Source organism: Enterococcus sp. DIV2467a, assembly GCF_050532945.1.
Taxonomy (GTDB): Bacteria; Bacillota; Bacilli; order Lactobacillales; family Enterococcaceae; genus Enterococcus; species Enterococcus faecalis.
In genome coordinates, this window is record NZ_CP172896.1 from 1920074 (window position 1) to 1934605 (window position 14532).

At 37.2% G+C, this 14532-nt stretch carries 14 protein-coding genes; all 14 read right to left on the reverse strand.

Going from position 1 to position 14532, the window contains the following annotated elements:
• Window positions 1-3: 3 nt before the first annotated feature.
• Entirely contained in the window at window positions 4-918 is a 915-nt protein-coding gene (locus tag IGL80_RS08995; protein ID WP_002357942.1) for a permease, read from the reverse strand.
• Window positions 919-1128: 210 nt separating this feature from the next.
• Window positions 1129-1935 (reverse strand): MBL fold metallo-hydrolase, encoded by an 807-nt coding sequence (locus IGL80_RS09000; RefSeq protein WP_002357943.1) that lies wholly within the window; start codon window positions 1933-1935, stop codon window positions 1129-1131.
• Window positions 1936-1991: 56 nt separating this feature from the next.
• Window positions 1992-2846 (reverse strand): two-component system regulatory protein YycI, encoded by an 855-nt coding sequence (locus tag IGL80_RS09005; RefSeq protein WP_002365516.1) that lies wholly within the window; start codon window positions 2844-2846, stop codon window positions 1992-1994.
• Window positions 2846-4156 carry a YycH family regulatory protein gene (locus tag IGL80_RS09010; protein WP_002404482.1) on the reverse strand — a complete coding sequence of 437 codons (1311 nt, stop codon included), beginning with the start codon at window positions 4154-4156 and terminating at the stop codon, window positions 2846-2848. Before IGL80_RS09010 ends, IGL80_RS09005 begins: the two co-directional genes overlap by 1 nt.
• Entirely contained in the window at window positions 4153-5982 is a 1830-nt protein-coding gene (gene walK, locus IGL80_RS09015) for a cell wall metabolism sensor histidine kinase WalK (protein WP_002357946.1), read from the reverse strand. Before walK ends, IGL80_RS09010 begins: the two co-directional genes overlap by 4 nt.
• 6 nt (window positions 5983-5988) lie before the next feature.
• Complete coding sequence (gene yycF, locus IGL80_RS09020; protein WP_002357947.1) at window positions 5989-6693, reverse strand: response regulator YycF; 705 nt, start codon at window positions 6691-6693, stop codon at window positions 5989-5991.
• A 173-nt stretch (window positions 6694-6866) separates the two neighbouring features.
• Window positions 6867-7568 (reverse strand): MIP/aquaporin family protein, encoded by a 702-nt coding sequence (locus IGL80_RS09025; protein WP_002404481.1) that lies wholly within the window; start codon window positions 7566-7568, stop codon window positions 6867-6869.
• Between the two features lie 117 nt (window positions 7569-7685).
• Entirely contained in the window at window positions 7686-8546 is an 861-nt protein-coding gene (locus IGL80_RS09030) for a DegV family protein (protein WP_002357950.1), read from the reverse strand.
• The gene (locus IGL80_RS09035) at window positions 8539-9108 is read right to left on the reverse strand and encodes a DUF1836 domain-containing protein (protein WP_002357951.1); all 570 of its coding nucleotides are present in this window, start codon (window positions 9106-9108) and stop codon (window positions 8539-8541) included. Before IGL80_RS09035 ends, IGL80_RS09030 begins: the two co-directional genes overlap by 8 nt.
• A gap of 126 nt (window positions 9109-9234) precedes the next feature.
• Window positions 9235-9888, reverse strand: a complete 654-nt coding sequence (locus IGL80_RS09040) for a TIGR01906 family membrane protein (RefSeq protein WP_002404480.1) — start codon at window positions 9886-9888, stop codon at window positions 9235-9237.
• Window positions 9876-10646 (reverse strand): TIGR01457 family HAD-type hydrolase, encoded by a 771-nt coding sequence (locus IGL80_RS09045; protein ID WP_002357953.1) that lies wholly within the window; start codon window positions 10644-10646, stop codon window positions 9876-9878. Before IGL80_RS09045 ends, IGL80_RS09040 begins: the two co-directional genes overlap by 13 nt.
• Window positions 10647-10651: 5 nt before the next feature.
• The gene (locus IGL80_RS09050; protein ID WP_002360550.1) at window positions 10652-11287 is read right to left on the reverse strand and encodes a YutD family protein; all 636 of its coding nucleotides are present in this window, start codon (window positions 11285-11287) and stop codon (window positions 10652-10654) included.
• A 34-nt stretch (window positions 11288-11321) separates the two neighbouring features.
• Window positions 11322-12704, reverse strand: a complete 1383-nt coding sequence (locus IGL80_RS09055; protein WP_002357955.1) for a bifunctional metallophosphatase/5'-nucleotidase — start codon at window positions 12702-12704, stop codon at window positions 11322-11324.
• Between the two features lie 124 nt (window positions 12705-12828).
• Window positions 12829-14517, reverse strand: coding sequence for a ribonuclease J (locus tag IGL80_RS09060; RefSeq protein WP_002360551.1), 1689 nt, complete (start codon window positions 14515-14517; stop codon window positions 12829-12831).
• Window positions 14518-14532: the final 15 nt, after the last annotated feature.

The window sequence follows — 14532 nt, forward strand, 5'->3', positions numbered from 1 at the left end:
TTTCTAAACTACTGCCGCATAAATAGTTACGACAAGCGCCACTATCAAAACAAATTGTACAATGAATGACATCTTAAAATAACGTTTCATCATCAATAAATTTTTAATATCTACCATTGGACCAAAAACTAAGAAGGCGACAATTGGTCCTGTGCCAAATAAACTCAAAAGAGAAGAACCAATAAATGCATCTGCTTCTGAACAAAGTGATAGAGTGGCAGCGATGACTAGCATGACTAGAATCGCTAAAATCTTTGAATGGCCCAATTGCATAAGCGCACCAGTTGGAATATAGGTTTGCATGATTGCTGCTAACAAAGAACCAAAAATTAAATAACGACCCGTATCAAAAAATTCATCAATACTATGGGTTAACGCTGACCAGCCGTTTTTCCAAAATGAACGAGCTTCATCAACGTGTTCATGCGTATGAGCAACCTGCTCTTCTTTAATCTGCGCTAACTCTTTTTCTGTTAAAATTGATTCTTTTCGAAAATAAGCTAACCAAATGCCGATAACCCACGCGACAATCATACTGCCTAAAACTCGCCAAATCACAAATTTTGTTGCGCCACTAAAGGCTACGTATGTTGAAAATAGCACAATTGGATTAATGATTGGTGCCGTTAACATAAAAGCAAAAGCGGTATGTGTTGGTACATCTTTTTTAACAAATTGATGCACAATGGGTACGATCCCACATTCACAAGAAGGGAAGAAAAACCCTAGGAAACTACCTACACAAATTGATAAAAATTTATTTTTAGGTAACACTTTTTTTACTCGTTCTGGTGTTAAAAAAACATGTAAAGCGCCTGAAATCAAGCAACCTAACATGACAAAAGGCAATGCTTCGATAATAATCGAAAGAAAAATAGTGCTCATCTGTAAAACAGAGTTTGGTAAAAATTGAAACATTATAGACCTCCCACTAGTAAAAATCTAGTTAACTATACTCCTAACACCAGACAAACACAAGTATTTGTCAAAAAATTAACTAAGAGTTTAAAAGTATTATCACCGATGTCTCTGTCAAACCAGCTGGATAAAAGAACAAAAAATGAGCATGGGACAAAAATCACTTTGGATTTTTGCTCCACGCTCAAAAACTGATAAACCACCATTATTCTAAATTTGAAATAACTCTGAGGCTGAATCGGGGTCTGTATCATATACCTTAAATGCTTCACCGACGCCTAAATCCTTTTGCTTCAAAGTAGACTCCATTGCCATTCGCGCATGAAGTTTCGTATTATTTTCTTTGCTAAGATGGCCTAAATAAATGCGTTTTGTTTTATCACCTAACACATCCGCCATCACAAGAGCACCATCATCATTGGATAGATGGCCTTTATCTCCTAAAATCCGTTGTTTAAGACTCCATGGATAAGGTCCTGCTCGCAAAATTTCAATTTCATGATTGCTTTCGACTAAATAAGCATCTGCGTTTTCAATCGTGCCACGAATATGATCGCTACAATAACCTGTATCCGTTAGAACAACAAAGGAACGATTATTGCGATGAAAACGATAAAATTGAGGCGCAATCGCATCATGTGAGACACCAAAACTTTCAATGTCCATATCTCCCAAGGTCAAAACTTTGCCCATTTCAAAAATATGTTTTTGAGCGACATCGACTTTGCCAATCATGGGATCCATCGCTTGCCACGTTTTTTCATTGGCATAGACATCTAACTTATATTTTCGCGCTAACACGCCAACGCCGTGAATGTGATCCCGATGTTCATGTGTAACTAAAATCGCATCTAAATCTTCTGGTTTGCGATTGACTTCTGCTAACAGTGAAGTGATTTTTTTGCCACTTAAACCCGCATCTACTAATACTTTCTTTTGGTTGGTTTCAATAAAAAGGGAATTGCCTGTACTGCCACTGGCAAGAACACTGATATTAAAAGCAAACTCTGAATCCATTTAAAACTCTTCCCTTCTACATTACAACATTAACGTGTTTCATTATACAACGGACCTTAATGTTTTTCCACCTTTGGCACAGTATTATTTGTGATGATGGTATTACTTACGGCATTCACCTGTTCAATTTCAACTGAATCTTCACCAGTAGAAATTCCTACAAACCAGACTGGAACGTATACATTTTTCTCACGAATTTTATAAATTCTTGAATAGGCCAATTTAATGAATGTTATTTTGGAATTACTAGGAATCCGGTTATTCATATAGAGCGTGTCTATCGCATCACGATTGGAATATAAATCCGTTTTGTCCCGTAACTCTTCAATATTTTCAATGTGCGTTTGCGAATATTTACTAATTTTCCATAATTCACCTGACGTATCTGCTAAAATACTTAATTTTGCCGTGTCGTCTCTAAAAGGAATTCCTTTATACGATTGTGCAGCCACAATTTCTGCCGTCGGCTCTTTTAAATGAGAAAATTCTGGTAAGTATTGATATTCGTCTCCGAATAATAAAGCATTTTTTTCATTTAAAAAGGTACTTAAATCTTTATCAATTTTCTTAGGATCAATAAAATAGTTTTTACTAGGTACACTCGTTAAAGTATTATCCGCAATTTGCAGCCCATTTCTCAAAAAATTTTTATTCTTTTCACGTTGGATTTTTAAAGCAGCAGAAAAATTGGTTTGTTCGCCACTTAAATAATAACCTTCCAATCGTTCTGAAGAAAGTGTCCCTTTATACGAGATGTTATCTTTTTCCAACCGACTTTCAATCGATTCTGTTTGGCTGGAAGAAGAGACGTTGCTCTCCTCTTGTTGACCTTCCCGATAAATTCCAAATAAAAAGATATTTAATCCTAAAAACGCTAAGAAGAAAATCCACTCAATTCGTTTAAAATCCATTAGCCCACCTCCAAGCTTGGTAATTGTTTTACCAAGTCCGTTGCAGTGTACCAATTGTTGTTATAAAGGACATACCATTCCGGACTTAAATCAACGACTTGTTTGACTTCTTCAATTGTCTGCCACGTATAACCGATAACAGCCGATTGGATTTTTTCCTTTTTAGCACCAGCCGTTTCTAAACGCTTAATCAATTTTTCCGTGCTTTCCAGCGTCACTTCTTCTTCTGAAGGAATCGGCACTTGGATCGTATTCACACTTGTGTTAATGGTTACGCTTGGTGCAGCACCATCGTTGTTCGTGATGCGAATATCCACTTGGCCTTTTAAATCATTACTGAACACTGGGAAACCTTCCACAAAAGTCCGATAATTGACACTATCTTTCGTTCGATCAAAGTAACGTAAATTCCCCATATTGGTTCCTAAACGTTTTACATAAGAAAAGCTTTGATTATAGATTGAGTCCCGTTTATTCTCTTCTGGCAAGGTCCCTTTAAAATCGATTTTCCCCAGTTTTTCTTCTGCAAACAATCGTTCTTCTTTACTCGTATAGGTTAAGTCTTGACTGTCTTCATTGGTTTGGATATCTTCCGTTTCATTGAAAAAAGCATTCCTAAAACGAGTAACTGGTTGCGAAGCTAAGATATAACTGTACTTTTTCAACTTCATATCATTGGTTAAATAACATTGTCCTTGTTTGGTTAGCGTATTTTCGGAAACGTCTTGATATTGCAATCCCTCTTTATTGATAATTCCCATTAAGCGCGCCTTATTAACAGTCATGGGCGCTTCATAGACGTTGGATTGATCATAATCTAAAAAACGTATCTTATTTTCGTTAAAATCCAATTGAATTTTCGTAAAATACTGGTCCGTCAACTCATTAAAGTTAGTAAAATTAATGGATAGATTATAAATCGAAGCATAGTCCGAGATTAAAAAGGGACCTTGATAAAGAAGTTCAATGCCTTGTTCCATTTGGTTGTAGCGCTTAAGTTGCTCTGCATTTTTTGTCACAACTTGTGTCAATTTACCAAACGTAGCCATTTTAATATCATTTTGAACATTACTAATTAATGTTTCACGATTACTTTGCATCGCTTTTCCATCAGTTATTCGAATCAATTGCAAAGGTAAATAAACATCGCCAATGGCTTTTTCATTGACAGCTGTTGTGACTTGGCTTCCCGACTTCATTTCTGGTATTTTTTTGGCAGAATTCAGCCAGATATTGACTGAAAAATATATACTTAAAATGACCATCAAAATCAAGCCAATTCTTGTAATCCATTCTGATAATTTCATCATTCCCACCAATCCTCTTCATAAGGTTCATATGGTAGTGAAATATAGAAAGTCGATCCTTCACCTTCTGTACTTTCCACCCAAATACTCCCGTTATGGGCCCGAATTACTTCTTTAGAAATTGCTAAACCTAAACCAGTCCCACCTTGTGCTCGCGCACGTGCTTTATCCACACGATAAAAACGCTCGAAGACTTTCCCGAGATCTTTTTTAGGGATGCCCAAACCTTGGTCCGAGATACTAAAGACGACATTATTATGTGTTTCAACTAGTCGGCAGGTAATGACGCCGCCATCTGGCGAATACTTAATCGCATTGTTCAAAATGTTGTCTAAAACCTGAATTACTTTGTCTGTATCTAACTCTACCCATAAATCGCGTTTAGTAAATTCACGGCGAATTTTGTAATTTTTTTGCTCATTTTCAATCATCATATCAAAGCGATCCAAGACAAAATTAATCAATTCGTTAAAATTCACATATTCTAATTGAAGATGTGTATTTCCAGAGTCCATCCGAGATAAATTCAACAAATCATTAATCATACGAATCATCCGGTCGGTTTCTTCTAACGTGACTTTTAAGAAATTCGGCGCTATCTCAGGGTTTTCCCAAGCTCCTTCACTCAAAGCCTCTATATAACTACGCATACTTGTCAAAGGCGTTCGCAACTCATGAGAAACATTGGAAACAAATTCCCGTCTTTCCCGTTCGTTTTTTTCCTGTTCTGTGACGTCATGAAGCACGCAAACTAAGCCAGTAATAAATCCTGATTCCCGACGAATCATTGTAAAGTCTACCCGGATAATCATTTGGTCTTCTTCACGATCAGACGTTGAGCGATCAATCAGCAGTTCATCTGGCTCTTCTAACAGCTTCCGCAATGTGTAATCTTCTTCAATATCTAACAACTCTAATAACGAGGTCCCAATCACATTTTCATTTTTTACATTTAATAATGAAAGGGCCATTTCATTAATCGTAATCACCTTTCCGCGGCGATCCGTCGCAATGACACCATCTGTCATATGCGTTAAGACACTATCTAAACGATTTCTTTCTGCTTCCATTGTTTCTTGTGCTTCTTCAATCCGTTCTGATAATTGATTAAATGTTTCTGCTAATTGGCCTAATTCATCTTTTCCATGGACTTCTACTTTTCCAGCGTAATCACCACGAGCGATTCGAATGGCTTGCTCGCGCATTTCACCAATCGGCTTCGTGATTGATCGTGCAATCAGTAAAGTCACAATAATCGAGATTGCTGCGGCAATAATAGAAGCAGTGAAAAAGATACTTGCTGTGTTGGTAATTTCTTGGTATTTATTTTCTAAATTACTTTTCACATAAAGGACACCAATCACTGTTTCTCCAGTAGGCGATTGAATCGGCTGGACATTCACATACACGCGTTTATCATTATCTAAAGCTTGATATTTTTTACTCGTAAAGTCATTTAAATCACGATAATCATTCTTTTTCCCAATAATATTTTGTTGATTTAAATCATTGGTTGCCCGAATAATCCCTTTATCATCGACAATTCTCGCTTCAGAAATATCTGCATTTGAAAAATCAGATAACGCTTTTTTTAAATTTGCATCAACATCACTACGTTCGAGATCTTTATTGCTCATCTGCGTGCTTAACGTATTTGACAATTGGACAACCTGGGAATCCATATTTTTCTTAAAATCGGAAATTGTAGTGGCTTCCAGTTCACGAATGAAATAGCCACCAATGATTTGAATCGCAATCAGTAACAGCAGAATAAATGATAAAGCAATCTTAAAATTAACAGATTGAAAAAAGTGAACTTTTTTCTTCATACCTGATTACTCCTGTTCAGGATTTCTTAGATAATAACCAACCCCACGACGAGTAACTAAATACGTTGGATGACTTGGACTATCTTCAATTTTTTCTCTTAAACGACGTACGGTTACGTCCACTGTCCGCACATCCCCAAAATAATCATAACCCCAAACGGTTTGTAATAAATGTTCACGAGTCATCACTTGTCCGATATGTTTTGCTAAGTAATAAAGTAACTCAAATTCACGGTGGGTTAATTCAATTTTTTCACCCCGTTTTGAGACCATGTATGCATCAGGATGAATGGTTAAATCACCAATCGTTAATTCAGATTGTGTTGTCACCTCAGCTTCTTTCGCATTGGTTGCACCTCGCCGTAAATTGGCTTTTACACGAGCAACTAATTCACGATTTGAAAATGGTTTCGTTACATAGTCATCGGCTCCTAATTCCAATCCTAAAACCTTATCAATTTCAGAATCTTTGGCAGTCACCATAATGATTGGCATATCATGTGTTTTGCGCACTTCTCGCGCGACTTCTAAGCCATCCATTTTAGGGAGCATTAAGTCTAAAATAATTAAGTCTGGTTCCACTTCTTCCACTTTTTCAAGTGCTTCTTCTCCATCGTAAGCAGTAAATACTTCATATCCTTCTTTAACCAAATTATATTTAACGATCTCTGAAATTGGCTTCTCGTCATCAACTACTAAAATTTTCTTCACAAAGAGACACCTCTTTTTCCTTCTAATCTTATTTGATACTTTCCTATTATACCTTATTTTGATGATGTTTTCATCTTTGGTTAAAAATGCGCCTTTAGGTTCTCCTAGTATAACAAAAAAAGAATCTCTAACAACAATTGACGCTTGTTATCAAAGATTCTTCTTTCGCTAATCTATTCTTCCGTATCTAAGACGAATTTTGCTACAAGAGCGGCTAATAATCCACCAATTAATGGCGCAACGATAAAAATCCACAACTCAGATAACGCTGAACCACCCGCAAAAACGGCTGGCGCGATGCTACGAGCTGGGTTGACAGAAGTTCCTGTCAAAGGAATGCCGACTAAGTGAATCATTGTTAGTGTTAACCCAATTACGATTCCTGCTAATGAAGCATTACCTTTCTTAGCACTTGTAACTGTCATGACAACTAAAACAAAAATAAATGTTAAAATAATTTCGACTGTCAATGCACCAGCAACACTTAATTCCCCTACGCCATTTTGACCTAAGTTCTCAATACTTTTACCAGCACCTTTTAGAATGCTTAATAATGCAAATGAGGCAATCAAGCCGCCAACAATTTGTCCCACTACATAGTAGATTAGTTCCATTGTTGTTATTCGTTTATTAAGCCACATTCCTATAGAAACAGCTGGATTTAGATGTGCACCTGAAATTGTGCCAATACTATAGGCAGCAGCAACGATTGTTAACCCAAATGCTAAGGCAATCCCCGTTGTTCCAATCCCTTCCATACCATTTCCTAGAACGGCTGTTCCTGTCCCAAAAAAGACAAGAATAAATGTTCCTAAACATTCTGCTATTGCTTTTTTCACAAAAAATTCCCCCTTTGCAGACAAATTGTAACACATTCGTGAAATTTTCAATATAATTTTCGTTGTTTTTTCAGCAAAATGATATTTCTATGAAAAAGAGAAATCTTAAATGAAAAATCCCCTCAAAAAAATTTGAGGAGATTTTTCATTTAATTAATCATTTAATAACTGTATACCAACACCTAAAAGTCCTGGTCCTGTATGAACAACTAATGCCGGACTAATCGTTCCAAAGTAAATTTCTTCTGCTTGTGGAAAAGCTGCTTTCAAGCGTTCCATCATTGCTTTTGCTTCTTCCTCTGCCGCACCGTGAGCGACTGCCAAACGAAAACGGGGTGCCTCACCTATAAAGTTCGTCACCAACTCAAACGTTTTATCAAGACTTTTTTTACGGCCGCGAGACTTAGCCACCGTATAGTAAATGCCTTCTTCATTACAAGAAATAATGGGGTTTAATTTTAGCGCATTGCCTAAAATAGAAGTGACTAAACCAATTCGTCCACCTTTTTGTAAATATTCTAAAGTGGCTACATTAAAAAATACTTTTGCATTGGCTACTTCTTCTGTTAATTTTTGTTGTAATTCTTGCCATCCTAATCCTGTTTCAATTAATTCTGCTGCTCGTATCGCCTGAATGCCAGCCCCGATACCAATGTTCTTTGTATCTAAAACAAATACATCTAGTCCTTCGGTTTGTTCTCCAAGCAAGCGAACCACATTATAGGTTCCACTTAAACCACTAGAAATGGTCACCGCTAAGACTTTTTCGTAACCCGCTTCTTTAATTTTGTCAAAAATAGCTTGGATTGTTGCTCCATCTGGTAATGAAGTACTAGGGATTTCTTTCTCTAAACGTTGATACACTTCTTCTGGTGTAATATCTACCTTATCTGTATAGGTTTTTTCAGGATAAATAATCTGTAAAGGCAAGACATACATGCCGTATTGTTTGACTAATGCCTCTGGAACATCTGTCCCAGAATCAACCAGTAGTGCGATCTTTTCTTTATTCATGTGTCATCTCATCCATTTCTTTTAAGTATTCTTGTTCCAATTCAATCACTTTTTCACTAAACATTTTAGTAGCAAAAGACATTGTCGCTGCTTTTACAGCCAAATATTCAATCCCCATAGGTTCTTGTGATTTGGCCTGAACTTCTTTTTCTTGCGCTTGAGCAGCAATCACATAAATCGCTCGTTCCTGTTCTTGACAAAATAAATTGTACGCTTCACGAATACCAACCGTGGCTCCTTGGAATAAAATGCCTTGCTTAATTTCTGGCAATGTTAACACTTGTTTCAACAACGTAATCGCAATTAAAAACGCTAAATGCTTTTGATTGTAGCGCTTTTTCACTGGGGCCGGGATTAACCCGTGTTTGACATAATTATTAACCATTGAGGACGTTAACAAAGTATGTTTTTCCAGTGTAATCAATGGGGATAAGTATTTTTCTATCAGAGTAATCACTTGATCCATATATAATTCAATGTCTGGTAACTCATGCCATCTTGGCAAATGAACGTTTTCCAATTGTTGGCCCCAATTTTGTAGTGATTTTTCTATCTCGTCCATAAAAACCCTCCTAACCATTTCTAAAAAAGAATATCATACTTTTGACAATTATTCAATCTAGTTTTTAAAACTAGATTGAATAAAAAAGAAAAGCGAGCAATTTTGGAATTGTTCACTTTTCTCTCTTTATTTTTTTAAAGAACGTTTTCCGAATAAAACACCTATCAAAAACAGGCCTTCTAATAAAACAAAAAACAAGATAAAACAATGCATAAAGTAGGCTTCAGGTAAGGCATTGATAATCGGATCAGTCAGCGGATTAAATAACCAAGCATCGTTGTTAAAAAATAATCCATGAAACGCAATAAAAAATTGATCAAAGCCAATCAGCATGAAAAAGCCAAAAAGCACAGGCAAAAACATTCCCCACTGAAATGGCCGTATCAATGTCCATAAACGCTGATTTTTTACCAAATATTTTAAATAAAGGACACTAGGCAACAACGTAACTAGTAATATGCCATAGCACAATAAAAACAATTTTTTCACTTCATAAAAATGAAAAGCCGCGCTATCAGACATTGGAAAATCAGGAAATACTAATGTTTTTTCAAAAGGATTGTTTAAGTACATCATTAAATGATCGTAATTTTTAATCAAGGTCACACGATCAACCTCTACGTCTTTTAAAATATTTAAGTGTTGGATATCAAAAAGATACAATGGACGAAAATTAATCGTGATCGTGATACTTAAAGCCACAATCGTTAAAAACAAACAAATGAGTCCAAGTGTTTCCCTTAAACGCAATTTCGACCTCATCATACTCAAAAAGTCCATTCATCTAAGGAATCAACAACATAGGTTGGTGGCGTTGGCAAAGTTGGAACAGCTGACTTAGGGGTAAAACCTGATGTAACTAACAAGCTATCAATACCATTTTGAATCCCTGATTGAATATCGGTTTCATAATTATCTCCAACCATAATTACTTGCTCTTTTTCCACGCCTAAATGCGCAATCGCTCGTTCCATGATAATCGCTTTTGGTTTGCCAATATAAACTGGTTTTGTTTGAGTAGCTGTCTCCACAAACGTCACAACTGAACCTGCACCAGGTAATAAGCCTCTTTCTGTCGGAATGTTCTTATCTGGATTGGTCCCAATAAACAACGCCCCTTTTTGAATGGCTAAGGTAGCTAAAACCACTTTTTCGTAAGATAATTCTGTATCAAGTCCCACGACAACATAATCAGGGTTTGTTTCATCCCATTCAAAACCTGCTTCTAAAATTAAGTCAATTAAACCAGCCTCGCCGATGACAAAGACTTTCTTGCCTCGATTGGTTTCTTTCATGTAATCAATCGTCGCTAAAGTCGCTGTATAAACAAGGGATGCTGGGACATGAATATCAAATTCATTTGCTAAACGTTGTGCCACTGTTTCAGGAGATTTAGTGGTATTATTCGTTACAAATAAAAAAGGCAAATCTTTTTCCTGTAACTGCTCGACAAAACGTTTTCCGGCTGGAATTGGTTCTTTTCCTAAATAAATCGTTCCATCTAAATCAATTAAATATCCTTGATAGTCTTTTTTCACTCTGTTTACTCCTCACGTTGACGAATCGTAAAGCCTTTGCCAGATTTTTTGGGACTAGGCTGTTTGGGTGTAGTCGTTTTTTTATTTTCTTCTTTTCGCGTACGAATCACTGGCTTGCTATTTTTATTAGCGGGCGCACTCTTTTCCTCGACAAACGAGTTAGAACGATTATTCTTTTTATGGCGACGACGACGATGCGTTGTTTTTTCTTTACGTTCCCCTGTTCGTTCAATTACAAAATAGGCACAGCCAAAATTACAATATTCATACAAATAGTCTTCTAGTGTATCAATGCGTTGATCCGGCGCTGCCCGACGATTAGAAGTATCAAAAAAGCCACGCAAGCGTAACTGTTCATAGCCCCAGTCTCCTACGATATAATCATAACGCGCTAATACTTCACTAAACCGTTCACCTAAGCGTTCAGGATCAAAGGCATCACGATGATTTTTAACAATTCGGTACTCTCTTTCACCAATTTGAATATCTGTTTCATTCACAATGGTGACAATTTCCCCTTTTTTCTTTTCTTTTACAGGTTCTTCTTTTATTTCTTCAAGAACTGCTGTTAGTTCTTCTGTAAAGGTTGCAGCAGTTTCTGTTTCTTTTTCTTTTTTTTCGGTTGTCTTTTTGTCTGTCATTTTTTCACCACCTAGTTTTTATTATACCTTGTTTTTATTTGATTGGATAGTGGGCATGCAGATAGTTCGCCACGACAGTTCTTAAAACGTCTGGAAATAAAAATTCGACTTCTCCAACTAACTCAATCGTTGGGAAAAACGGAACAAATTGAAAGTGATCCACTGTTGTCAGCGTATACTTCTGCTCTGGCTGAATAGGTTTCCCTTGCCAAAAAACGGTCTGGCTATTTCGCTCAAAACGAATCCCATCATAACATAATTCGCCAAAAATTTTCCCGCGGAAGCCCATCCCGCGAATCGGAAATTTCCGCAGAAATTGACGACTTTTTTCCATTTCACGAATCAAACGGCTCATGTCTGACCCTTTCAAGGTAACCTTGATTAAATGCATTGGATGAGGCAAGGCTTCATGTAATTGGTCTGCATTGATTATTCCTTCTGGTAAATCTGCTAAAAATAACCCGTTGTTTAACACAGCCGCTTCGGTCTGCCCCGCTTCTTTTAACGCCTTCAAGGCAACAGTTATAAAGGCATGCGGTTGCCGTAAGTCCGTTGACAAAGTTTCAGGGATTTGTGCAATTTGCTGCGCTTGCAATAGTCGATGACCTTCCGTTAAGTAACCCGCAATTTCCTTGGCATCAGTTGCTTGCTCTTCTAAACTTGCTGTTTCAATCGTTTTTGCATAACTTGTGACTTGCTTCGTGTCGGCATCCACAAACAGATGCACTTCACCAATATACTGTCCATATTTGCCAGCAGCTGCTAGTTGCACATGATTAATTTTTTCACCATCTTTAAATAAATGATGTGTATGGGAACCTAAAATCACTTGAATTTCAGGATAATTCGCCGCAATCATAAAATCAGTATCTATCCCCAAGTGACTAAGCAAAATGAGAACATCACATTGAGGCGCAACTTCTGTAATCAGTTGAGGAAGGACTGCTTCCACTTGTTTGATTGTCCAGCCATTGGGATTATACGTTAAAGGAAATGGTGCGGTTAAGCCAATAAACCCTAACTTTGTGCCTTCTTTAGTTGTCATAATTTTATATGCTTGACAAAAATCTGGTAACGTTTGGGTTTTTGGATCTTCTAAATTAGCTAAGACCACTTCAAATGTTGCCTGATCATATAAATGCTCTAATTGTTTCTTTGAATTGCCGATTCCTTCATTATTTCCAATTGTAACCAGATCATACGCTAATGTATTCATTATAGCTACATTTGCTCGACCATCTGTTGCTTCGGTCAAAGGATGACACCGATCTGAAAAGTCACCTAAATCAATGGTTACGACTGTTTTGCCCTCTTTTTGGTACAGCGAACGTTTGGCTTTAACCAGACGCCGTATTTTGGGCCAATTTTCAAAGTGAGAATGAAGATCATTGGTATGGAACAACACAATCTCTTCCACTAAAATCGCCTCCTTTATTCAGCGCTCTGATTAATAGTACCATATTTATAGAAGAAAGTTACAAAAAAGAACAGATGACTTTAGAAGAATTTCTCCTAAAATCACCTGCTTTTATCAGGACGAACTATGCGTTATTTTTGGGACGCTTGCGTTGCGTCGCTTCCATGATAATTGGTAAGATCACAGGACGACGTTTGGTTTGTTCAAATAAATAACGGCTTAAGTTTTCGCGGATTTCTTGTTTCAGTTTGCTCCATTCAAAATCGTCACTTTCTAAATGTTTTTCAACAATTTCTGTAACAATATTGCTACTTTCTTTCATTAGGTCTTTACTTGTTTTAACGTAAACAAAACCTCTAGAAGTAATTTTAGCTGGTGAAACAATTCGTTTTTCTCGGCGATTAATTGTCACAACAGCCACAAAAATACCATCTTCGGAAAGAATACGACGATCTCGTAAAACGATATTACCAATATCGCCGACACCAATCCCGTCAATCATAATATTTTCGGCCGTTGTGCTGCCAGCTACCGACATTCTACCTTTTGTATACTCTAGAATGTCCCCACGACCTGTAATAAAGATATCTTTATAAGGCATGCCAATTTCGTGTGCTAAGTCCGCATGCGCAGCTAACTGGCGGTATTCACCTTGGACAGGAATGAAATATTTTGGTTTCATTAAGTTCAGCATCAATTGCAAGTCATTCGGATTAGCGTGACCAGACACACGTAAATTGTCGGAAATTTGCTTCACCGTAGCACCGGCCCGATAGACAATATCCTCTGTTTTGGCAACCGTTGTTTCCATGGCCGTTGTTGGCGTTGTCGTAATATAAACTAAATCGCCTTCTTCAATTCGAACGACACCATGTGTATTATTAGCCATTTTTTGAAGTGACTTAATAGGTTCTCCCATCCGGCCTGTTTCTAAAATTAATAATTGTTCGGGTGCATATTTTTTCATTTCTTTTGGTTTCACTAATAGATCTTCGCTTGGCAATTGTAATTTTTCCAATTTCATCGCCGTCCGAATAATCCGTTCAAAATCTTGGCCTGTCAAAACGACTTTACGACCAGAACGATCCGCTGCATTCAATACTTGTTGGACCCGTTGCAAATTACTTGCCACACATGCCACGATGATTCGTCCTTCCCAATAGCGAATCGTGTCGAACACTTCATCAGCGATTTGGGCTTCCGATGCAACTTGGGCTGGGTTTTCAGCATTTGATGAATCACTAAGTAGCGCCAAGACGCCTTCTTTCCCAATTTCAGCCAAGCGGCCATAATCGGTTTGATACATCTCAATCGCACTTTGATCAAATTTAAAATCACCAGTATAAACAATGTTACCTTCTTTTGTTTTGATGCTAACACCAATCGAATCTGGAATGGTGTGCGTTGTTTTAAAGAAGCTCACCGTTGCTTGACCAAAATCAATTTCTGTATGCGGGTCAATCACATGGAAATCTTTAAATTTCTTCGTTTCCGCATGACTGTTGACACTTAGTTTTGCTAGTTCAATCGTTAATTCTGTCCCAAAAACAGGCACTTGAATTTTTGAAAGCAAATACGGTAAGGCCCCAATTGCATCTGCATGGCCATGTGTTAAAAAGACCCCTGCAATTCGTTCACTATTTTCTTCTAAATACGTAAAATCCGGAATGACGACGTCAATTCCTAAAAGTTCGTTCTCTGGATATTGTAATCCACAATCCAGTACAAAAATTTCATCTTCCACTTCAGCAACGTACATATTTTTTCCATTTTCACGAACGCCGCCTAATGGAACGATTTTTATTGTACTCACTCTTTTCACCTCTCT